Origin of the sequence: Bradyrhizobium sp. JR4.1 (assembly GCF_040548605.1) — a bacterium.
Lineage (GTDB): Bacteria > Pseudomonadota > Alphaproteobacteria > Rhizobiales > Xanthobacteraceae > Bradyrhizobium > Bradyrhizobium canariense.
This window is the reverse complement of the sequence record NZ_JBEPRY010000003.1, coordinates 1-22,034: the sequence shown is the minus strand read 5'-3', so window position 1 is coordinate 22,034 and position 22,034 is coordinate 1. Positions and strand designations below refer to the sequence as shown.

The 22,034-nt window shown below is 61.6% G+C and carries 19 protein-coding genes and 2 pseudogenes; 17 read left to right on the top strand and 4 right to left on the bottom strand.

Going from position 1 to position 22,034, the window contains the following annotated elements; translation table 11 throughout:
* Nucleotides 1–126 precede the first annotated feature (126 nt).
* The 4 genes from ABIB90_RS08560 (at nt 127) to ABIB90_RS08545 (ending at nt 4,699) form a co-directional block, all read left to right on the top strand.
* Nucleotides 127–2,859: a bifunctional diguanylate cyclase/phosphodiesterase gene (locus tag ABIB90_RS08560; RefSeq protein ID WP_354170744.1), complete on the top strand. Its 2,733-nt coding sequence runs from the start codon at nt 127–129 to the stop codon at nt 2,857–2,859.
* Nucleotides 2,860–3,031: 172 nt separating this feature from the next.
* A complete protein-coding gene (locus tag ABIB90_RS08555) occupies nt 3,032–3,592 on the top strand; it encodes a TetR/AcrR family transcriptional regulator (protein ID WP_354170742.1) in 561 nt (186 codons plus the stop codon).
* 69 nt (nt 3,593–3,661) lie between these two features.
* Nucleotides 3,662–4,522 (top strand): DMT family transporter, encoded by an 861-nt coding sequence (locus ABIB90_RS08550; protein ID WP_035992605.1) that lies wholly within the window; start codon nt 3,662–3,664, stop codon nt 4,520–4,522.
* A gap of 45 nt (nt 4,523–4,567) precedes the next feature.
* On the top strand, nt 4,568–4,699 hold the full coding sequence (locus ABIB90_RS08545; RefSeq protein ID WP_354170740.1) for a hypothetical protein: 132 nt from the start codon (nt 4,568–4,570) through the stop codon (nt 4,697–4,699).
* Between the two features lie 75 nt (nt 4,700–4,774).
* Here ABIB90_RS08545 and ABIB90_RS08540 read toward each other — a convergent pair whose 3' ends face one another.
* Nucleotides 4,775–6,112 (bottom strand): S41 family peptidase, encoded by a 1,338-nt coding sequence (locus tag ABIB90_RS08540; RefSeq protein ID WP_354170738.1) that lies wholly within the window; start codon nt 6,110–6,112, stop codon nt 4,775–4,777.
* Nucleotides 6,113–6,418: 306 nt separating this feature from the next.
* Between ABIB90_RS08540 and ABIB90_RS08535 the strand changes: the two genes are divergently transcribed.
* The 6 genes from ABIB90_RS08535 (at nt 6,419) to ABIB90_RS08510 (ending at nt 11,788) form a co-directional block, all read left to right on the top strand.
* Nucleotides 6,419–7,552 carry an alpha-hydroxy acid oxidase gene (locus tag ABIB90_RS08535; RefSeq protein WP_354128689.1) on the top strand — a complete coding sequence of 378 codons (1,134 nt, stop codon included), beginning with the start codon at nt 6,419–6,421 and terminating at the stop codon, nt 7,550–7,552.
* An 8-nt stretch (nt 7,553–7,560) separates the two neighbouring features.
* The gene (locus ABIB90_RS08530) at nt 7,561–8,193 is read left to right on the top strand and encodes an HAD family hydrolase (RefSeq protein ID WP_027567128.1); all 633 of its coding nucleotides are present in this window, start codon (nt 7,561–7,563) and stop codon (nt 8,191–8,193) included.
* A gap of 168 nt (nt 8,194–8,361) precedes the next feature.
* A complete protein-coding gene (locus tag ABIB90_RS08525) occupies nt 8,362–8,553 on the top strand; it encodes a hypothetical protein (RefSeq protein ID WP_007590586.1) in 192 nt (63 codons plus the stop codon).
* Between the two features lie 258 nt (nt 8,554–8,811).
* Nucleotides 8,812–10,023 carry a molybdopterin molybdotransferase MoeA gene (locus ABIB90_RS08520; protein ID WP_354170735.1) on the top strand — a complete coding sequence of 404 codons (1,212 nt, stop codon included), beginning with the start codon at nt 8,812–8,814 and terminating at the stop codon, nt 10,021–10,023.
* A gap of 176 nt (nt 10,024–10,199) precedes the next feature.
* Nucleotides 10,200–10,901 (top strand): transcriptional repressor LexA, encoded by a 702-nt coding sequence (lexA, locus tag ABIB90_RS08515; RefSeq protein ID WP_007590583.1) that lies wholly within the window; start codon nt 10,200–10,202, stop codon nt 10,899–10,901.
* Nucleotides 10,902–11,353: 452 nt separating this feature from the next.
* Nucleotides 11,354–11,788 (top strand): hypothetical protein, encoded by a 435-nt coding sequence (locus tag ABIB90_RS08510; RefSeq protein WP_354170732.1) that lies wholly within the window; start codon nt 11,354–11,356, stop codon nt 11,786–11,788.
* 139 nt (nt 11,789–11,927) lie between these two features.
* Here the strand turns inward: ABIB90_RS08510 and ABIB90_RS08505 are convergent.
* The 3 genes and pseudogenes from ABIB90_RS08505 to ABIB90_RS08495 all read right to left on the bottom strand — a co-directional run.
* Nucleotides 11,928–13,004: pseudogene (locus tag ABIB90_RS08505) on the bottom strand (ComEC/Rec2 family competence protein); the annotation flags it as partial.
* A gap of 32 nt (nt 13,005–13,036) precedes the next feature.
* Nucleotides 13,037–14,170, bottom strand: coding sequence for a tyrosine-type recombinase/integrase (locus ABIB90_RS08500; protein WP_354170730.1), 1,134 nt, complete (start codon nt 14,168–14,170; stop codon nt 13,037–13,039).
* 26 nt (nt 14,171–14,196) lie between these two features.
* Nucleotides 14,197–14,442 (bottom strand): annotated as a pseudogene (locus ABIB90_RS08495) (helix-turn-helix domain-containing protein); the annotation flags it as partial.
* 3,204 nt (nt 14,443–17,646) lie between these two features.
* On the opposite strand from ABIB90_RS08495, the gene ABIB90_RS08490 reads away from it, so the two are divergent.
* The 7 genes from ABIB90_RS08490 (at nt 17,647) to ABIB90_RS08460 (ending at nt 21,866) form a co-directional block, all read left to right on the top strand.
* A complete protein-coding gene (locus ABIB90_RS08490) occupies nt 17,647–17,862 on the top strand; it encodes a hypothetical protein (protein WP_354170728.1) in 216 nt (71 codons plus the stop codon).
* A gap of 63 nt (nt 17,863–17,925) precedes the next feature.
* Nucleotides 17,926–18,141 (top strand): hypothetical protein, encoded by a 216-nt coding sequence (locus ABIB90_RS08485; protein ID WP_007590575.1) that lies wholly within the window; start codon nt 17,926–17,928, stop codon nt 18,139–18,141.
* A gap of 210 nt (nt 18,142–18,351) precedes the next feature.
* Nucleotides 18,352–18,510 carry a hypothetical protein gene (locus tag ABIB90_RS08480; RefSeq protein ID WP_354170726.1) on the top strand — a complete coding sequence of 53 codons (159 nt, stop codon included), beginning with the start codon at nt 18,352–18,354 and terminating at the stop codon, nt 18,508–18,510.
* Nucleotides 18,511–18,875: 365 nt separating this feature from the next.
* The gene (locus ABIB90_RS08475; RefSeq protein ID WP_354170724.1) at nt 18,876–19,412 is read left to right on the top strand and encodes a hypothetical protein; all 537 of its coding nucleotides are present in this window, start codon (nt 18,876–18,878) and stop codon (nt 19,410–19,412) included.
* 46 nt (nt 19,413–19,458) lie between these two features.
* Nucleotides 19,459–19,779, top strand: coding sequence for a DUF3892 domain-containing protein (locus ABIB90_RS08470; RefSeq protein ID WP_354170722.1), 321 nt, complete (start codon nt 19,459–19,461; stop codon nt 19,777–19,779).
* A 233-nt stretch (nt 19,780–20,012) separates the two neighbouring features.
* A complete protein-coding gene (locus ABIB90_RS08465; RefSeq protein WP_354170720.1) occupies nt 20,013–20,216 on the top strand; it encodes a hypothetical protein in 204 nt (67 codons plus the stop codon).
* A gap of 393 nt (nt 20,217–20,609) precedes the next feature.
* Nucleotides 20,610–21,866 carry an AAA family ATPase gene (locus ABIB90_RS08460; protein ID WP_354170718.1) on the top strand — a complete coding sequence of 419 codons (1,257 nt, stop codon included), beginning with the start codon at nt 20,610–20,612 and terminating at the stop codon, nt 21,864–21,866.
* Nucleotides 21,867–22,034 lie beyond the last annotated feature (168 nt).

The following is a 22,034-nucleotide window of genomic DNA, read 5'->3' as shown; positions in this document are numbered from 1 at the left end:
TTGCGAGCGTCCGTTCACGGCGCATTAACCCAGCTTGCTAACTTCGCCTCCACTCCGTTCCTGTAAACCGACGGATGTTCCCGGGGCCAAGAACTGACCCTGACGTGTGCACGACAACGATCGATCATGATGACGGGATTCGGCAGTCGCCTTTTTGACCAGGCCTTCGTGCGCAGCGGACCGATCCGCTGGCTGGTGGTGGGCGGCACGCTGCTGATCGCTGCGATCGCGGTCGGCGCGACCCTGATGGCGCAGAACTTCCGCGAACGTGCGCTGCGCAGCTCCGGCCGCGAGCTGGAAAACACCGTGCTGATGCTGGCCCATCATTTCGACCAGCAATTGCAGGATTTCGCAGTCATTCAGAAGGATTTTGTCGACTACGTCCGCGCGAGCGGCATCACCAGTGCGGCGGACTATCGCAAGCGCCTCGCCGGCCAGGACCTCCACCGGATGCTGCGCTCGAAGATCGATGCACTACCCCGCATAGGCGGCCTCAATGTCATCGATGCCGAAGGCAATTTGATCAATTCGTCGACGGCATGGCCGGCCCCGAACGTGAACGTTGCCGATCGCGCCTATTTTCGCACCTTCCGGTACGATCCCGATGCTCCCGACGTCCTGATCGAGCCACTCTACAGTCGCATCTCCGGCGCCTGGACCATCCTGATCGTGCGCAAGGTCGTCGGACCGAACGGCGAATTCTTGGGTGCGGTCGGACGCGGCATCGAGCCGGCAAATTTCGAAAAGTTCTTCGAGTCCGCCGTGCTCGGCGAAAGCACGACGATCTCGATGCTGCACCGGGACGGCACGATGCTCGCCCGTTATCCCCATTCCAGCGAATTGATGGGGCGGAATTTCAAGAACGGTCCGTTCGCGCATCAAAGGGTTTTCGGGCTCGACCATTTTGCCGGCCGCTTCATGAGCCCCGTCGACGGCGAGGACCGGCTGATTTCCTCACACGCCCTGCCTCACTTCCCGATCCTGATGATGGCCACCACGACGCGCGCGACGGCCCTGACGGACTGGCGCGAGCAGATCGGCATCCTGATCTCGGTCGCCGCCTCTTCCGCGCTCGCCATCGCGGGCGTGCTGATCGCGATCATACGCAAGCTCCTGGAGCAGCATCGTCTTTCGCGGGAACGGCTGACGCTGGAAAAGCAGCGTCTCGACCGCGCCGTCAACAACATGACCCAGGGCCTGCTGCTGTTCGACGCATCGCAGCAGCTCGTGATCTGCAATCAGCGCTACATCGAGATGTACGGGCTGTCGTCCGAAATCGTGAGACCCGGCTGCAGCTTCCACGATATCATTGCGCACCGCAGAGCCACCGGCTCGTTCACCGGCGATGTGGACCAGTATGTCGCACGGGTCCTGCGCGACGTCCACGTGCGCAATTCCATGGTAGTCGAGACCTCCGACGGTCGCTCGATCCAGATCGTCAACGAACCGCTCACGGACGGCGGCTGGGTCGCGACGCATGAGGACATCACGGAGCGCCGGCGTATCGAGGAGCGCATCACCCATCTCGCTCACTACGACGCGCTGACCGACCTGCCCAACCGCACCATGTTCCACGAGCATCTACGTCAGGAACTCGATCTCGTCGCCGGGGGCGAACAACTCGCGGTGCACTACATCGATATCGACGAGTTCAAGGGCGTCAACGACGCGCTCGGGCATCTCATCGGCGACGAGCTCCTGAAGTCAGTCGCGCAGAGCCTCCACCGGTGTGCGGGTCCGACAGACTTCGTGGCGCGCCTCGGCGGCGACGAATTTGCCATCATCCAGAGCGCGGTGACATCGCTGGATCAGGTCAACGAGTTCGTCGCGCGGGTGTTTGAGGCCATCCGCGCGCCGTTCGACTGCATGGGACATCATCTTGCCACCGACGCCAGCATCGGCATCGCGCTGGCGCCGCAACATGGAACGGCGCTGGACCAGATCCTGAAGAACGCGGATATGGCGATGTACGCCGCTAAAGCCGCCGGGCGCCGCACTTATCGCTTTTTCGAGCCTGAGATGGACGCCAAGATCCACGAGCGGCGGCAGCTCGAGATCGACCTGCGCCACGCCATCGCCCAAGGCGGGCTCGAAGGCGGCCTCGAGGTGTATTACCAGCCTTGCCTCAGCCTGAAGGACGACCGCATCACCGGCTGCGAGGCGCTGGTGCGCTGGCGCCATCCCGAACGCGGCATGGTCTCGCCGGCCGAGTTCATCCCGATCGCCGAGGACACCGGCCTGATCAACGAGATCGGCGAATGGGTGCTCGCGACCGCCTGCCGAGACGCGGCGAACTGGCCCGACGACGTCCGCCTCGCCGTCAACGTCTCGCCGGTGCAGTTCAAGAGCGGCACGCTGGCGCTGAAGATCATGGCAGCGCTTGCCGCCTCCAATTTGCCGGCAAGCCGGCTCGAGCTTGAGATCACCGAGGCGGTGCTGATCCGCGACGACGACACCGCGCTTGCGATCCTGCATCAACTCCGCGCCATCGGCGTCCGCATCGCGCTCGACGATTTCGGCACCGGTTACTCCTCGCTGAGCTATCTGCACCGCTTCCCGTTCGACAAGATCAAGATCGACCGCTGCTTCGTCAACGACATCGCCGGCCCGGACGGCTCCGCCAGCATCGTGCAGGCGGTCGTCAATCTCGCGGCTGCCCGCCGCATGACCACCACGGCCGAGGGTGTCGAGACCGAGGAGCAGCAGCGGTTGCTGCGCGCGCTCGGCTGCTCCGAGATGCAGGGCTATCTGTTCAGCCCCGCAAAACCCGCCGCCAAAGTGCTGGAGCTGTTCGCAGCTCATCGCAGCCGTCTCGCCCAGCGCGGCGGCAACGAAGGCCGCCGCCGGGAGGCAAGCTAGGGCCTGGACTCACACACGCGCAATTGTCGGCTCGGGAGGCCAAGCAGAAACATCGGCGGACGGCCAAACGGCGGTGGCGCCCCTAGAAATTAAAGACCATTCGGTCTATATATCGGCAATGCCCCGCCAAACCCCTGTGCAGTTGCCCCGTGGCCGTCCCCGAAGTTTCGACATGGAATCCGCCGTCGAACGCGCGATGGATGTGTTCTGGTCCCGCGGCTATCACGCCACGGCGCTACCGGACCTTCTTCGTGCGACGAAGCTCTCGCGGGGCAGCCTCTACGCCGCTTTCGGCGACAAGCACTCGCTGTTCCTGCTTGCGCTTGATCGCTACATTGCCATTGCCTTGACACGGATGGATATCGAACTCGACCCCCGCAGGGAGCCGATCGACGGCCTAAGGGCCTACCTTGCCGGCTATGTTGACCGCAACAGCGGTGCCAATGGTCGGCGCGGATGCCTGTTGGTAGCCACAGCCATGGAACTGGCTGGCCGTGATGCCGAAATTGATCGTCGCATCGGGAGCTTTTTCAAAGCTATGGAGGCTCGGGTGGCTGGTGCACTTTCCCGTGCGAAGGCAGCGGGCAAGTTGGCCGATGGTGTCGAGCCTTCGAGTGCCGCCCGAATTCTCGTCTGTTTCGTCGAGGGCCTGCGGGTGGTCGGTAAAACGGCACCGACACGGGTCATTTCGCAAGCCACCGTTGACGCTTTTCTCGACCGCTTCATCAGGTAGACAACCATGGACGTTTCCGCTGCTCGCACGCCTATATCTAGACCGAACGGTCTTGAAAAGAACGATACCATGTCCGGCTTTCAGATCGTCTGCGCGGTGGTTGTCCCCTTGCTCTGGGGTTATCAATTCGTGGCCATCAAAGTGGGCGTTATGGAGTTTCCACCCCTCTTCTTCCTCGCGCTGCGCTTCCTGGCCATCGCGCTGCTGCTTGTTCCCTTTGTCAAAAGGCCCGCACGTCAACAGTTTGGCCCGATCGCAGCGATTTCGTTTTTCCTTGGCGGACTGAACTTCGGGCTCTTCTATGTTGGCCTCGGCCTCGGCTCCGGAAGCATGTCGGCCGTCGCAATTCAACTCGCCACGCCCTTCACCGTCCTGCTGGCCTGGCCGCTGCTCGCGGAGCGGCCGTCTCTCACCACGTCCGCTGGAGTGGTGCTTGCATTTGTCGGCGTGGTCGTGCTGGCAGCGGGGCCCGGCCCGTCCGCAAACGCGCTTCCACTGCTGCTCGTGGTCGGGGCAGCCTTCGCATTCGCGGTGTCCAATGTCCTGACGAAACGCTACGGCCCTTTTGATCCCCTGATGTTGATGGGATGGTCCTCGCTGTTCACGGTGCCGCAGGTCATGTTGATGTCGCTGCTCCTTGAACATGGACAACTCGCGAGCCTCGTCACTGCAGATGGACGTGGTTGGCTGGCACTCGCCTATACGATTTTCATCGGGGGAATTGTCGGATTTGGCCTGTGGTTCTGGCTGATCGGGCGTTGCTCCATGGGTCGCGTCGCGCCCTTCGGTTTGCTGCTTCCGGTGTTCGCCTTGATGTCGAGCGTGTTGTTTCTTGGCGAACGCATGACCCCAATGTTGATGATCGGCGGGCTGCTCGCGATCTCCGGCGTCGCTGTCACTCAGCTAAGACCGAGCGCTCGACCAATTTGAACTTGGAAGTCGCGTCGTTGGCAGATTCTCAGCACGCGGCCGACCTTGTTAACGCAGCCGCTGGAGCTGCGGGTCCATCCCCGCGACGAAGTGCTGCTCGAGCGCGACCGCGCCCTGCGCTGGGCCGAGCGCGATGGCTGCTACGAGGCCACCCTTGCGGCCATGAATCCCAGCTGAGACGGCGTCCAAAACGAAATCGCCCGGGAGCGGTCAACCACGCCCGGGCGATCGATCTCTGGAACTGGCGAGGGCCTAGTTCGGCACCGCAGCCTTCGGCGCCGGCTTGGCGGCCACCGCATTCGCGGTTTGGCCGTGCAGGAAGTCGTAGGCCGTATGCAGGGCCTTGTCGTCTTTCGCTTCCGGCGGGACATAGGACTGCGACCCGGTCTGCTCGGTGCCGTCGGCTGCCTGGAGATGACCGCGCATCTGGGACTCCGCCATGGTGTCCATCCGGCCCTTCAGCTCGGCCGGCACGTCCTGGAGGATCTCGATGTCGGGCGCGATGCCCTGGGCCTGGATCGAGCGGCCCGAGGGCGTGTAGTAGCGCGCCGTGGTCAGCGCCAGCGCGCCGTTGCCGGTGCCGAGCGGAATGATGGTCTGCACCGAGCCCTTGCCGAACGAGCGCGTGCCGATCAGCGTGGCGCGCTTGTGGTCATGCAGCGCGCCGGCCACGATCTCCGAGGCCGAGGCCGAGCCGCCATTGACGAGAACCACCAGCGGCTTGCCCTTGGTGAGGTCGCCTCCATGCGCCGTGAAGCGCTGGGTCTCTTCCGGATTGCGGCCGCGGGTCGAGACGACCTCGCCACGCTGCAGGAACGCGCTCGACACCGACACAGCCTGATCGAGCAGTCCGCCCGGATTGTTGCGCAGGTCCATCACGTAACCCACCAGCTTCTCCGGCGGAACGTCCTTGGAGATCGATGCGATCGCCTTCTTCAGGCCATCGGTGGTCTGCTCGTTGAACGAGGTGACGCGGATATAACCGATGTCGCCGTTCTCGACGTGGAAGCGCACCGGGCGCACATGGATGATCTCGCGCTTGATCGCGACGTCGAGCGGGGCGTCGGCGCCCTTGCGCACGATCGTGAGCTTGGTCTGGGTCTCGACCGGCCCCTTCATCTTGTTGACGGCCTGCTCGAGCGTCATGCCCTGCACGGCATCACCGTCGATCTTGCTGATGAGGTCGCCCGACATGATGCCGGCCTTGGAGGCCGGCGTGTCGTCGATCGGCGAGACGACCTTGACGAGACCGTCCTCCATCGTGACCTCGATGCCGAGCCCGCCGAACTCGCCGGAGGTGGTCTCCTGCATCTCGGTCCAGGCCTTGTCGTTCATGTAGCGCGAGTGCGGATCGAGCGAGGTCACCATGCCGGTGATCGCGCCTTCGATCAGCTTGGCATTGTCAGGCTTCTCGACGTAGCTCGCCTTCACCCGCTCGAACACTTCGCCGAACAAATTGAGCTTGGAATAGGCGTCATCCGCGCTCGCTGCCGCCCGTGCCGCCCATACGCCGCCGTGCGGACTGGCTACCAGAAGGGTCAGACACGCTCCGGTGAGCGCGCCCAGTGGAAACAGCAGGGTTTTCCGCATGGATAGGCTGGCCTTTTTGCTTCGCGGTTCGGTGGGGCTGGGGAGCCGCCATGCAAATGGCGATCCAGCCTGCTTCTCACAATACCATTCTGGTTTCTTCAAGGCCGGGATGCCACGCCGGCGGGTACACCGTAAAAATCCCTTCGTCCGGACCTAAACTTTCGGCAACGTTGCAGGACCCGGTTGGTGCGCAGCGGGGGTCGGCCGGCCGGCCCACGCCTCGCTGCCATGCCATTTTAGGATGGTTTTGGCGCCCCGGACGGGTTAGGCGATGACGGAAGGCTTCAAATTCTCGGGAGGATAACAATGAACGAAGCACCCCGCATCCAACCGGAAAGGAACGTCGAGCTCGGCGCCAGCACCGAGCCGTTCCAGAATCTGCATGAATTCGTCCGGAAAGCCCGCGCCAACCTCAACCAGAATGCTTGGGATTATATCGTCGGCGCGGCCGAGACCGAGACCACGATGCGTCGCAACCGCATGGCACTGGACGAGATCGCCTTTCGCCCGCGCGTGCTGCGCGATGTCCGCAAGGTCACCGGCTCGGTCGAGCAGTTCGGCCGCAAGATGCGCCTGCCGGTGGTACTCGCCCCCGTCGGCGCGCTTGAGATCTTCGATCCGGATGGTGCGGCGAGCGTGGCACGCGCCTGCGGCACTTTCGGTGCGGCGCACATGCTCAGTTCCGTGTCCGAGCCCGGCCTCGAGAAGACCGCCGAAGCTGCGCCCGACGCGCTGCGCCTCTACCAGCTCTATGTGCGCGGCGACGACGCCTTCGTTGCCGACGTCGTCAGCCGGGCCGAGAAGAACGCCTACGCCGCCTTCTGCCTGACCGTCGACACCGCTCACTACAGCCGTCGCGAACGTGACATCGCCAAGCGCTACGTTCGCGAGAGCCGCCTGCGCGCCACCGGCGGCGATTACCAGAAGGGTCTGGAGTGGCGGACGGTGAAGATGATCAAGGACAAGTTCAAGATCCCGCTGATCCTCAAGGGCATCGCGACGCCAGAGGACGCGCTGATCGCGATCGATCACGGCGTCGAATGGATCTACGTCTCCAACCATGGCGGCCGTCAGCTCGATCACGGTCGCGGCGCCATGCATGTGCTGCCCGAGATCGTCGATGCCGTGAACGGCCGCGCCAAAATCATGGTCGATGGCGGCGTCTGTCGCGGCACCGACATCGTCAAGGCGATCGCGGCGGGTGCCGACCTCGTCGGCATCGGCCGGCTACAATGCTGGGCGCTGGCGGCGGCCGGCGAATCCGGCGTGGCGCGCATGCTGGAGCTGCTCGAGGACGAAGTGCTGCGCTGCCTCGGCCTCTTGGGTGCGACGTCGTTCGCCGAGCTCGACAAATCCTGCCTGCACCAGGCGACCGCAACCAACGCGCCGAGTGTGTTCAGCGCGTTTCCGCTGTTCGACCACGAGCCATATCGATACTGAGTGAAAGGATGCAGGTGACATCGCTCTCTCCCGGCAGCGCGGATGCGCTCCTGTTCGATCTCGGCCGCGTGGTGCTCGATATCGATTTCTCCAAGGCAATCGCCTGCTGGGCGGGACATGCCGGCTGCAAGCCCGAAGCCATCGTCGCGCGCTATGTGCGGGACAGCGAAGCCTATCGGTTGCACGAGATGGGGAAGATCAGCGATGAGGATTATTTCGCCTCATTGCGAGCCTCGCTCGGAATCGGCATTTCGGACGCGCAGTTCCTGGAAGGCTGGAACGCGATCTTCGCCGGCGAAATGCCTGACATCGCCGAGCTGCTACCGCGGGCAGCGAAGCAGATGCCGCTCTACGCTTTCTCCAACACCAACCGGCCGCACGTGGACCATTTCTCGAGGGAATATGCCGACCTTCTCGGCCATTTCCGCGAGCTGTATTTGTCGTCCAGCATCGGCTTGCGCAAACCGGATGCGGAGGCCTTCGACCACGTCGTTGCGGCGATCGGCGTGCCCGCCGGGCGCATCGTGTTCTTCGATGATCTTGCTGAAAACATCGAGGGAGCGCGGGCGCGCGGCTTGACGGCGGTGCATGTGACCTCGCCGCGTGACGTCGGGAACGCATTGAAGGCATTGGGCATTTGACGAGGAGTCGGTGTCGCGAAACCCACGGCGGCACCGCCCCACGGGACCAATTTTGAGAAATTGAGGAACCCGATCACTTTGTGCATTTTTGTACAGAGTTCCGGGAACGGAATACCGCCTTCCGGACTCTTAGAGTCCGTTGGGACTTCTACGGACGGATGCATCATCGTGCTGGGCAAAACCTACCTCACCAAGCAGGCCTCTCTTCTTCTTGAATTCGCCAGGACAACTTCAGATTCGGACCTTTCCGCCAAGCTTGTGAGCAAGGCCGCCGACCTGAAATCCCAGGCCGATCCGCTGCCCGACAAAGACCAGGGAGCCAAGGCGCCCGACGTAACTCCCGGGCAGGCAGGGAGCTGATCGATGCAGGCCAGGGCGCTCGTCGTTCTCGCCTTGCCGTGATTTTCCTTGCCGTGATTTTCGTCGCTTCCATGACCACTCTCCTGCCGATTTGTCAGGTTCTTCGGATCATGCCGCGACGCGCTTGATCCTGCCTTCCGGAACAATGTGAAGCGGCGGGATGACTGTGCCCGCTCAGCCGTTTTTGCCTCTGCGCCCGCGCTCGGCTAGAAGACGTGCGGAACATTCGCCCGAACGTGCCGAGCAGGAGTTTTCGCCGTGGCCTTGATGCCGGTTTCCGACGCGCTTGCCGCGGTGCTGGCGGGTGCAGAGCCGCTGCCGGAAGAAATGATCTCCCTCGACGAGGCCTACCATCGCGTGCTCGCGCGTGACGTCGCGGCGCGGCGCACGCAGCCGCCGCAGGCGATGTCGGCGATGGACGGCTACGCGGTGCGCGCGGCCGATGCCGCGACGATCGATTCGGAGCTGACCGTCATCGGCGAAGTCGCGGCGGGCCGACCGTTCGCCGGGACGATCGGCGCCGGCGAGGCCGTACGGATCTTCACCGGCGCGGTCGTTCCCGGTGGCGCGGACGCCGTCGTGATCCAGGAGGACACGGTCGCCGCCGGCCAGCGGATCACGATCAAGGAAGCCGCGATCGCCGGACGGCACATCCGCCCCGCCGGCGTCGATTTCCGCGAGGGCGACGTGCTCCTGCGCAAGGGAAGTCGTCTCACCGAGCGCGACCTCGCGCTCGCCGCCGGAATGAATTATCCGCACCTTGCCGTTTTCAGGCGTCCGAAGGTCGCGATTCTCGCCACCGGCGACGAGCTGGTGATGCCGGGCACCACGCCCGGCCACGGCCAGATCGTCTATTCCAACGGTTACGCCCTGCACGCGCTCGCCCGCAGCGAGGGCGCCGAGACCATCGACCTCGGTATTGCCGCCGACACGCTGGAGGCGACCACCGCGGGCATCCGCCGCGCCCGTGAGAGCGGCGCCGACATCCTGATCACGACCGGCGGCGCATCAGTCGGCGACCACGATCTGGTCCAGCAGGCACTGAGGGACGAAGGCATCGCGATGGCGTTCTGGAAGATCGCGATGCGGCCAGGCAAGCCGATGATGCATGGGCGCCTCGGCGCAATGGGTGTGATCGGCCTGCCGGGCAATCCCGTATCGTCCTACGTGTGCGCTTTCCTGTTCATGGTGCCGCTGATTCGCGCCCTGTCGGGCCGTTCAGTGATTCACCATCGCCGCGAACGCGCCGTGCTCGGCCGCGGCGTCGGCGCCAACGACCAGCGCGAGGACTATCTGCGCGCGCATCTGGAGGAGCGTGACGATGGCACACGCGTCGTTCTTCCCGTCAACCATCAGGACTCTTCGCTGCTTGCGAATCTCGCTGCAGCACAGGTACTTCTCGTGCGCGCACCATTCGCGCCGAAGGCCGAAGCCGGCACAGCTTGCGAAGTGTTGCGGCTCCCCGTCTGAGCACCCCCGCAACGCGCGTTCCGCGGAGTTTGCTCTGTTCACGGTAAATTAAGCAGTTGCGGAACATGTATCGAACATATAGTGTCCGTTCATGATTTGTTTCGAGCATGTAGCGGCTTATTGCCGAATTCTGCGTCTCGGAATCGGACGACATCAACCGGGGGACTTTGGTCGAGATGTTAACGCGCAAACAATACGAGCTTCTGCGGTTCATCAGTGAACGTCTGAAGGAAAGCGGCGTGCCGCCCTCCTTCGACGAGATGAAGGATGCGCTCGATCTGCGCTCGAAGTCGGGCATCCATCGCCTGATCACGGCGCTCGAGGAGCGTGGCTTCATCCGACGCCTGCCCAACCGCGCCCGTGCGATTGAAGTCATCAAGCTGCCGGAGCTCCAGGCAGCCGCCGGCAGCCGCCGCGGCTTCACCCCGAGCGTCATCGAGGGCAATCTCGGCAAGGTGCGTGCGGGCTCCAGCCTGCCCGCGGACGAGGGCGAACGCCCCGTGGCGGTACCGGTGATGGGCCGCATCGCGGCCGGCACGCCGATCGAGGCGTTGCAGACACGCAGCCACACCATCAGCGTACCGCCCGACATGCTCGGCTCGGGCGAACATTACGCGCTGGAAGTGCGCGGTGATTCCATGGTTGATGCCGGCATCCTTGACGGCGACATGGCGCTGATTCAGCGCAACGAGAGCGCCGATACCGGCGACATCGTGGTGGCGCTGATCGACGACGAGGAAGCGACGCTGAAGCGCTTCCGCCGTCGCGGCGCCTCGATCGCGCTCGAGCCCGCCAACGCTGCATATGAGGTCCGCATCCTGCCGCCCAATCGGGTGAAGATTCAGGGCAAGCTGATCGGGCTTTACCGGAAGTACTGATACCGGACGTACTTGATACCTGGAGAAGTTGGCGCCTCGCGCGCTTCCGATCGGCATCGCCGGTCAGAGATTGGAGCGGATCATCGTCCGCTCCGGCTGGATAGTCTTTCTGGTTCTGCACAGACTATCCGGCCCCTCCTCCGGCGCTGGCTCCTCGCGACGCCCACGAAGCAGCACCGAAACAGCACCGCTTCGCGGCTCGGGTGTGCGAGGAAACAGCGACCAGCGATCGAGGTCGTTGCACCAGCCGGCAAGATTCGCGCATGCGCCTCCCGAATGCATCGCAACTCGCTTTGTTCCTATTGAATTCGGGAAAGATAATGTGATCGCGGCTTGCGGAAACCAGCCGCAGATTTGCCCACAACCGAGCAGAGCTTTCGTGCTTCAACTCTGATAGAGGCCTGCGCCTCGATAAGAGACGCGGGTTGCTATCCCAGCATGAGGAGCACCCGATGTGTGACTACAGCCTGCATGCCGTCGCGTCGCGCCCCGCCGAAGTCGGCGAGACGATCGTCTCGACAAATTTCCGCGGCACCTCGACGCGCGGCTTCGCCTCCGCAGCCGATCCGTCTGTTGCCGTCTGCCTGCTGCCGGGAACGGAGCTCGCCTTCGCAGACGACGTCCGCTACGACAATCGCTGGATCTGGACGCGGACCATCAATTCCCGCGTGGGCAAGTTCGGCAAGATCGATCCGCACGTTCCCGACCGCCATCATGACGCGATCGAATTCCCCGACGGCAAATTTGTGCTGGTGACGCAGCTCGTCGAAGGCCAGCGCGCGACCGTGCTGCAACTGCCTGTGACCCAGTCGGTCATCGAGCGCGAGCACAAGGCGCAGATCATCGCCGACAGGCAGCCGACCGTCACGCACCTGCCGATCGGCTGAAACAGCCGCCCTCCGGCTACGAGGTCGGAGGTCAGGATTGAATTGCCATCGCCGGCGCCGTGGCCGGCGAGATGGTGTGGTTTGCGCCAGCGAATCCGAGCGGACGCACCGACCCGCTGCGTTGCTCCGCACCATCAGATCAATCGTCGGCCTGCAAGTCGGTCTCCGCCGGCGTTGCGTCCTTGATGCGGGGCGCGGTCGCCTTCGGCGCAAGGCTGCCGTCGAAATCACCCTCGCCGGCGCCGGCCGGCAACCAGGGGCGGCTCGTGCCTCTCGCCCTCACCGCCTGAACCACAAATCCGTCACCACGCTGCGTCAGCGCCAGTGCGCTCTGGCTGGCGAGCCGCTGCCGATCGACCACCATCGCCGCGCAATCGGGCGGCGCGGGACGCGTCGTCACCACCAGCGCGGCCCGACTGCAATCGTCGGCGAGAGCGTCGACCCGCAGTGCCAGCGCGACCAGCCTCCCGTCGATCAGTGGCGTCACGCAGCCGGATTCGTCACAGGACACGCCATCAGCCAGCGAGGCTCTGCCGGCATCGCGCGGATCGGCGTCGGCAGCGAGCCATTCCTTGAGCAGAAAGCTGTCCTTGCTGGTCCTGATCAGGTGCAGATATCCGTCCTTGCCCCGCACCGCGACGCTCGCGCCATCCCCGGCGATCAGGATGTCGGGCTGCCGCGCCGACAGTCCCCAGAGGATCGCTGCCAGCAGCACCAGGGCGCCGGACCAGCGCAGCGGCGTCCGCAACAAGCCCAGCACGATGATTCCCAGGCTCGCCGCGATCAGCGGCCCGATCCCGAACGCCGCGATGCGGCCGACGGCACCCGGCAATGCTGCGACCCAGCGCGAGACCGCGACCATCCAGTCGATGCCGATCCCCATCAGCCACCAGAACACGCTGTCCAGCCCGAACGGTGCAGCAAGCAGCCCCAACAGCCCCGCCGGCATCACCAGCGCCGAGACCACCGGCATCGCGCCGAGATTGGCGAGCACGCCGAACGGCGTGACACGGTGGAAGTGGAAAGCGGCGTAGGGTGTGGTCGCAAGTCCCGCAATCAGCGAAGCCATGAACAGCATCGCGATCTCGCGGCCGCCCCACATCGCAATGCGTGCAGTCGCCGAATGGTCCGGCGAGGCAAACAAATTCGGCATGCCGATCTGCACCAGCGCCACCAGCCCGAGCGTTGCTGCAAACGACATCTGGAATGTGGAATGCGGATTCTCCATTCCCTTGTTAAATCAGGCGCTTAACCCACCTCCCGGAGCTTACTCCGGGACTTTTTCCGGGACTCTGCGAGCCGCTCGACCGCTAGGGCAACGTCCTCATCCAGCACATGCGCGTATCTCAGGGTGCTCTTAATGTCCCGGTGATTGAGCGCCTTTTGCACCAGCTTGAGGTTACCGCTGTCGCGAAGAAGCTTGGTTCCGAAGTCGTGCCTGAAGTCGTGGAAACGAAAGTCCTTCAGGCCAGAGCCGGCCCGCAGCCGCTGCCAGGCCGTTTTAGCGCCAGTGTAGGTTAGCGGGTAGCGCTGACCCCTCACCCGGCCAAGTCGCTTGTTGCCGTAGACCGCCACGTAGGTGAAGCAAAACTCCGGGTGCTGCCCCCGCAGCGGAAACAGAATCTCGCGAACCGCTGCCGTGATCGGAAACACCACGCGGCGCCCGCCCTTGCCGAGCCGAACAATCTGCTTGGTGCCGAAATCCACCTCGGACCAGCGTAGTGTCACGCATTCCCTCAGCCGCATGCCGCTAGCGCGAACGAAATCAAAGAACGGGCCATAGTCGGCGCGCATCGCGTCATCCAGGGCGTCGGCTTCCTCGATCTTCAGTTCGCGGACACGCTCCACCGGCTCTGCCAGCAAAAGCTTGTCCCACTCGGGCTCATTCTCGAATACCACCTTCTCGGCCTTGGCGAAGGTGAACAGCCGCTGCAGCACCTTGGTCGCCGATCGGTTGACCGTAGCGTTTGAGACCAGCGGCAGGGCGCGCTCCGCTTCCTTAGTACGCTTGCCGCGGCGCGAGACCCGATGCCCTCGCCGCCACGCCACCAGTTCCTTGGCTGCCTTGTGGTCGATCTCTGTTAGCGGCTTCTCCTTGCCAAAGTACTCGACCAGCCGTGCAAGGTTGGTTTCGGTGGCATTCGGTTCCGCATCGTATTGAGCGCTGTCGATCCAGAGACGGTCAACAACATCATCGATTGCGAGCGACGCCTTGGCGCGCCGCGTCGCTTTCACCAGCGCCTTGGCTTTCTCTAGCTCTGCAGCTTCGAATTTTCTCGCGTCCGGTTTAGTCGTGCATTTCGTCGAGCCGTGAAACCTATTGCCGGCATGCCAGAAGTCATACGAGTAGTAAGGCGACCGTGGGTCTTTGTAGACTGACATGGCGTTTCCCTCTCGCGCCGCCGCTCAATGAACTCGTTCAGATCCGTCTCGGTGAATCGGCGGCGTGGCCGCTTTTTGCCGAGACCGACGTTGATGTATCCGATGGCGCCTTCGCTAACGAGGTCGCGGAGATGATCTTCGGTGATGTTAAGCCGAGAGGCCGCCTGCTCGGGTGTGAGCAAGAGGTGGTTGTCATTGGCGGGAATGGGCAAGAGCGTGCCCCTGAGAAATATTGCTCTGCTTACTTCGCCGGCCGAATCCGACGCACTCATTGAACTATACACGGTCGCTCCGGACCAAATGCGGCACAAGCCCGACATTCCAGTCGGATTGTAACAGTTCGTTACCGGCCCCGGCTGGCGCTCCGGGAGGAACCTATCATCGTTGACCGGCTTGCAGCTTTTGCTAGCTCCTCTCCTGAGCTGGCGGAGCGGCCCCGGCCACCCTCATAAGCCCCCCTGAAGCCGGGGTCGTCTCTAAGCCGACCACTGAGGCGGACTTACTTTGCGGCCACAGGTTCAGCCGCCTCGCGCTTCGCCAGAGCCTCAGCGGCAACAGCCTGCTTTAGCCACTCGTCAGCGAAAAGAAGCCACTGCGCCTTGGAGCACGGGTTTTGCGTTATGCCCGCTTGCTTGCGGCATTCCTCAGACTCTAGCCGGAACTTAGCAGCATCGTCGAACATGACGGCCAGCCGGAGATCGGTAGGGCTACAATCCCGGCGAGAGCGGGCCTGATCTCCTTAACGCAGGTTAAGTCGGCCGCTTGCCCAATGCACGTGAAAACAATCAGCTCTGTGAGACCGCCGCAAACAGGGAAAGGCCGCAGCGTGGTTCCAGCCCCCACTGCGGCCATCCCGGATAAATGAAATTGCTTGGTACTTAAATCGCGCCGGTGTTCTCACAGTAGAACACCCCGTTCCGAAAATGGACTCCGTACAACTACCGGTGGCGCCTTGTCAGTTTGGAGCGAACATGGCATGGCTCGCCCTCCAGCCCCCAATGCTCCCGGCCGCCGATTCAATTGCGGATTAGAGCGCCGGAGCCGCGAAAGTGAAGGTCGCAGGAACGGCCAAGGGCTGCTCCTGCGACCGACGCCGCTACCGTTCCGCACGATCGGCACCGGTGGTGCTAGCACAGAGGTCCGTCAGCCCGAACCATCGCTTACGATGAGGCCGCCACATGAGACGGCATGCTCATCGAGTGGGGCCTTACGTTGGGGGGCGGAGGCCGGGGGAGCTTAGCCATTGCTGAATGTGCAAGGCGTTCTCACTCATGCGCGCGGCTTTTAGCAAAGCTTCCCGCTTGGGCCCCGGAGGTGTTGCCTCTGCCCGGCTGCGAGCGGCGCTCGCCATTTGGGTGAGGCGTTCTGTCAGGGATGTGGTGAGCATGGGCATAAATGGCTCCGCATATCTTGGCGGGAGCACGGGGCTCTCAGTCACCGATAGAGGCCGTGATGGGCCGGTGATGGATCCACTAGGCGCGTGTTCCACGAGAATAGATACTGAATTCCGCTAGGGCCTTCGGGCTTGGCATTCTGCTGCACAATGGCAGGCCGGCCAGCGTGAACCGGCAGGCCCTCGAATCCAATGCACGGAGAGGTGCACTGAAACTTCGCGCGCTTCTGTCCGTAGTATCAGTATCCGGGATTTTGTTGATCCCTCTCGGGGCTGGACTAAACCGATCGCCGCCGGGACAAGGTATTGTTTGCCCGGCGGCGTCATTTTGGCTTGTCGCTCAGGCGAGCACCTGCCGCCCTGACCGGCGGACGTTTCGAGCGACTTTTCCCCACCTACGACAAGCGGTAGTTCGCGCCCGCCCGGACCTACTAGGAATCGATATTTTGCGCGCTGCTTACGATGCCGCTTTGATGGCGGCATGCGCACTCGCCGATACACGAAATGGGCCGGCCACTATCCGCCCCGCAGCCCTGCGGAATGGGTGGCTGACGGGCATGTGACCTGCAGCATCCAGTGCCTGAACGGCCGTTGCGATCGCAGAGTTGACGTGCGGCTCGAGACACTCCCGCAGGATCAACCGTGGTCGAGCGTCGGCTTGCGCATGGTCTGCTCGGCATGCGGCGCCGCAGGATCTGTGCATATCGTCCCGAACTGGCATGACAGTCGCGGGCAACTCAGGCCAAGCATGCGCGACAGTCTAAGGCCGCCCGTCGTTACGACCTTCCACGCTCAGCGATACTTATTAGGCATACACGACCCCGGCCGTCGGAGCAGGCAATGGCGTTGCTGCACAGTGAGGTCGAAAGCAACGCTGTAATGGTCGGAGGTGTTACGGCGGCGAACCTGCCGCAGGATTCTAAAAATTTGCGTCGATCGTCTTCTTCTTGAGAGGACATTCGCGCTCCTATGATTTTGGAAATAAGTAAGTGTTAGTCGATTAGAAAGTTAAGTAGCTCAATGACGAAATGTAGCCAAAAATGCCGTCTCAGTCGGCGGACTCTTTTACGCGCTGCTAGAATGAATGAAAAGAAGACTCCTGTTCAGTCCGCCGCCTGATTTGGTATGCGGTCGAGCGCGGCTGGCTCGATCTGCACGAGAGCGGTACCTACGTGCGGCTGCTAACACTCGGGCGGGATCTGCTGACAGCCGTAGGAACCTAGCATCACTGCCCGGCTTGCTGTCTCGCTAGCTCTCTTCTTCGAGCTGGCGGAGCGGCCCCGGCCTTGACCCCCCAGGCAATCCAGCCGGGGTCGTCTCTTTTGGGCAGTTAGTGAGGAGAAACGAGAGCCGCCACGCTAAACGCGACTACGCAGGCGGCAGCCAGTGACCAGAGCGCTATCGCGATCTCTTTGGGCATGAGGCGCCAACATTGGAGCGCTGGTCGAGTTCCTACCGGCGGTTGGTCAACCGGTGGCGGTGTTGTGGTGCGCAACTCGGCCACTAGCTCGGCCCTCAGGTCGTCCTCCAACTCGCGGATATGCTTCGCCGTTGGTCCGTCAGGAAAGTCTTTCGCGAGCTGGCGACAGTGTGCCAGCTTCCGCTGAATTGCCAAAATATCCCGGTCGCTTTCCATGAGGTAAAACCGCCTTCGGACTGCCACCTTTCATATGCCAAATGGGATAGGCGACGGCTAAATCAAGCTCTCGCCACAGCATCCCACAAAAAGCCGGCCCCAGAGGATGTTTCCTGAGGCCGGAAGTTCTACGCGTCGCTCCGAGATATCGCCCGGAGCTGGAGACGAATGCGCCCAGATTGCCGAATGTTCCCGACCCTCATGGGATAGCAGAGCCGGCGCCCTGATGCAGGTTAGGCCTTCTGCCGATTGTGAAATAGATCACATTGCGAGCCGGGGATGCTGCGTTACGATCAACGCACCGGGGCTGGCTAAATATTTCACCTAGTCGTTTTTCACCCGGCGTTTGAGCGCGCGGGCCGCAGCAGCAGTCCCCTGCTGCGGCCTTCGTGTTCACGGCTCTTAGTACCAATGACTTCGGCGTCCTGTGCCATTGGAGAAGGTAATATGTCCAAAGAGAAAAATTGCCTGATCGTTCGTGCTGCCGGGAGACAACTGGATCTTTTACGAGGCGAAGCCTCCCGCATTGCTAAAAGCAGTAACGTCGATTGGTGGATCGATCGCGCGGAAATCGGCACTCGCTTCTGCTTCGAGGATCCGAAAGCAAAAGATTCATTCGCTGTCGCTTGTGACAACTTCGGTATTCCCTGCGAAGACGGCTAGCTTTCGCAACAGCGCCTGGCGCGCCGTGGTGCTAATGCACGCTAGCAACTCGTGGAGGTGAGCATGTCTATCGATCGCACCACACAGACAGTCGAATGGGATGGGAAGGCCTTGATTGGATGGGTGGTCATCAATGGAACGCCAAAGAAAGTCTCTGCAGATCGTGAAACAATCCACGCTCAAGCGCCCGGCTTCAGTGATGCGCTAACCAGGGAAATCGACCGGCACCGAGCAGAGATTTTTGAGAAGTTGCTGCCTTACTTCCAGCGGCTCGGCTAGTCCTCGAAGATTCAGCCTGCTGGCGGCGACCGCGGAAAAGAAACCCGCCGACCTTGCGAGCCGACGGGAGTTGAAAAGAACATTAGACCGGCGGGCACCGGTCCCTTGCGAGCTGCTTTAGCACGCTGGCTTGGCAGCGTGAACTGGCGGGCCCCTGAATTGCAACCCGCTCTTAATCTGGGAGTTCGCGAGATCGCTGAGGCCGCTGGAGTGTCCACCAACACGATCACCAGACTGGAGCGCGGTGAGGAGTTGTTGCCCAGGACGGTTGCCGATATCCGCGCCGCCTTCGAGGCGGCGGGAGTTATCTTCCTCAACGACGGCCAAGCGATTGACGGCGGGCCGGGCGTGAGGCTGGCGAAGCGTTGACCACCCTCGGCGCCGGTCCTCCATTAGCGGCGCTTCGGCGCGTTCGTCCACAAGCCCTGCATATTTTTCCCTAGTTGCCGCATTTTACGCGCGCAACCTATTGATCTCGCGCACTGGTTGAGGTTCAGTGCGCCCTGTTGTTTTTGGGCCGGGGGGCTTTTCAAATGCGTAGATTTGGCGTCGTGGCGCTTTGCGTCATGCTGGGCGGCTGCGTATCTACTGGCGAGACCGTTTCTTTTCGAGCGTCAAATCCGCAGCAGCAGGCGCTTATGCGAGATGGGCAGCCTGCCCTGGTGTCTCGACAAAAGAACTCACTCGTTCTCGTGAGACCGGCTTCGCGCCAGCTCCAGGCGAATGGGAGACCCGTGTTCATCGTCGGCATCAACAATCTAAGCAAGCAGCCGGTCGACTTCCGCGTTGCGCAAGTCGAGGCTGTCCAGCACGCCGCTGGCTCTGACTTCGAAATGAAAGTCGTGACCTACGAGATGTTGGTCCAAGAGGAGCGAAATCGGCAGGTCGCAGCCGCCCTCCTCACAGGCTTGGCAGCAGGCGCCAATGCCTACAGCGCATCGCACGCGGGACATGGGAGCTACACCACTCCGAGCGGGCGCACTGGCACCTTCTACAGCCCGACCGCTGCAGTAATCGCGCAAAACAACGCAGCAGTGCAGAACGAGACCATGATTGCTGCAACGGTGGAAACTGGGCAGCGCAACATGGCCGTACTCGAGCAGTCGGTCATCAAAGACAACACGCTAATGCCAGGTGAATGGTACGGAGGTCAACTTCATGTGGCGCCGCCAACCGATCAGGCCGGCGCACAGAAGAGCTACACCATAGTCATCACAGTAGGTACGGAACGACATGTCGTCGACGTGGCGCAAGGGCCGCCAGGGGTTTGACCGCATCGCTGGAAACATCCTTTCCTAGAATGGAGGATCAACTGACATGGCCGATGCTCAGGTCACGTGTATCAACAAGCAGCCTAGAGATAATCCCCATGAGGGCATCACTCACCTTGGCGGGTCTAACTGGAAATGGCCTAGATTGCAGGTGATTCAATCCATCGAGTCGGGCTCAAACACCTTTTTCACGATGGTCGATGGCAAGCGGGCTGACATCGGCGTCGTCGATGGTCCCAATGGCAAATACGTTCGAACGCATGCCGATGGCTACTATAACGATAACCTGCTGGCGCTCCGCGAGTGCCCGTCGCACTCAAACTTTTTGCGGAACCAGAATTTCACAAATTTGCGGGGGCAACAGTGAAGAATACGATCAAAGCCACCGTGGGATTGCTGGTGGTTCTAGCTCTGACCCAGGATGCGAGTGCACGCGGCGGATCACACGGAGGCCGCGTCAGTTACGGCGGCGGACATCACACTTCTAGCCACGGGGGGAGCTTCGTTGGGAGCATCTCCGGCTCATCTCATCGTGGCGGCACGTACGTGAACTCCAAAACCGGCAATCGCTACGGCACCCATCAATAGGAGCAATGCAATATGGCGAAGTCGACCCGTAACAGCGGCAAACCATGGACCCCAGGCGAAGTGAGCCAACTCAGACAGCTCGTGAAAGGCAACACGCCGACGCGAGTGATCGGCCTGAAGTTAGGGCGGACCGAAAACGCGATCTACAACAAAGCTTCCGAAGAAGAGATTTCGTTAGCGCCAACCAACCAGAGTCCCTACGGCACAAAGAAGTAGTATCTAAGCGCTATGGGACTATTTTTGCGCAAGGAGCAATGGGAGCGAACGTTTCGGCTGAGAAGTCATCAGCGCATCGGCCGCGGGCTTCTGACACTGCTCTTCTGGCTGTGGGGCATTGTCGGGTTGTTGTTCAACACTGGGACGCTCTTGGGCCTAACTGGATCAATCGGCGTGGGAACGTCTGCTTTGTTGGCGGCCTCTAGCCTGATCTGGATTGGCGGGATGGTGCTTTTCGGGATCGGAGCCCTACTCGCTCACACAGACTTTGACGGCGAGCGGCCGAACAAAGAAGAGTACGGAGACGTTCGGGTTGCGGGATAGATGCAGCCTTACCGGCGGTACGCACCAATTTCTCAAACAATGTTTTGAGCAAAAAAAGAAGACGATGCTATGAAACTAACGAGCTTTCAGATCAAAAACTTCCGCTCCGTTGAGGATAGCGGCTGGATCAACGTCAATGACCTTACCTCGCTGGTCGGGCGCAACGAAAGCGGGAAGTCAAACTTGCTCTTAGCACTGGCCTCCTTAAACCCGCCCGGGAAAAGGCAGCCCCTAAACCCTGTCAAAGACTTCCCCCGCAGCCGCAGACTGGAGGAATGCAAAGGCAACACCGTTGTTGTTTGGACCTGGTGGGTTTTGACGCCCGAAGAAGCGGAAGAACTTGCACCGCTGGTAGGTGCCATCAAGAAGGTGGCGATCGGCCGCGGGTACGCCGCTGAAAGTGTCTGGACCGAGTTCCAAACAAAACCGCCTGAACTGGATGCAAAAAAAACGACAAACGTGCTTAAGCGGCTAAAGCCAGTCCTTGAGCCGCGGTGGACTGCGTTGGAGGGTGAGAAGAAGGGCCAGGTCGATAGTGCCTGGGCCGCCCTTGAAAAAGCTAACGCAAATACGGACTCAAAAGCCTGGGCCGCAGCGGTGACGCCCGCTGCCGCTGCTGTGAGACAACACCTGGGCGCCGCGGGCATCATGCTCGACGACAAACAGGACGAACTCCTCACCGAACTTGAAGATCATGCGATCAAGATAGCTAGCTACGATGCCAATAAGTTAGAGGCGCATAAGCGAGTCCTCGAATGGCTTCCGGAATTTGTTTACATAGCGGACTTCCCTGAACTGTACGGGCATCAAGAACTTTCATCTTTCGTTGAGCGCCGCGGACAAAACCCCGCGACTAAGGAACGTGAGGACAATTTCGAAAAGCTGGCTAGGGTTGCTGGGTTTAAGCCTCAAGAATTGTACGAAAAACGCAACGACCATGAATTAAGGGGACAAATTCTCAATCGCGCCAGCTCTCTTGTGACCGGCGAAATTCGTCGTCTCTGGAAAGATCGTCAGTTGATGGTTCGGGTTGACGTCGACGGCCCCAACGTCACCGTTCTGGTTTCCGACCCGAACGCTCAGTATCCCGTCGAGGTCAACCTAGACGAACGCAGCCGAGGATTTAGGTGGTTCTTTGCCTTTTACATTACGTTCTCAGCAGATACCCAAGGTGGGAATGCAGACGGTGCCATTCTTCTCCTGGATGAGCCTGGGCTTTATCTACACGCCAAATCACAAGAACATTTGCTCAAACACTTCCGCGAGGACTCAACCAAATCATCTACACCACGCATTCCCCGTTCATGGTACCGCCCGACGCGCTAGAGATCGTTAGAACGGTCAATATTGATGAGAAGACCGGTACTACGGTCTCAAACGTGCCTACAGGAGATTCAAGGTAAGCATCCGGTGAAGACCGCGCGCGGGTCATTTTCGGCTCAGGCGGCTTGATCAACGTTCCGGATGGCAGAGCGCCAATTCCATGGCAGCAGT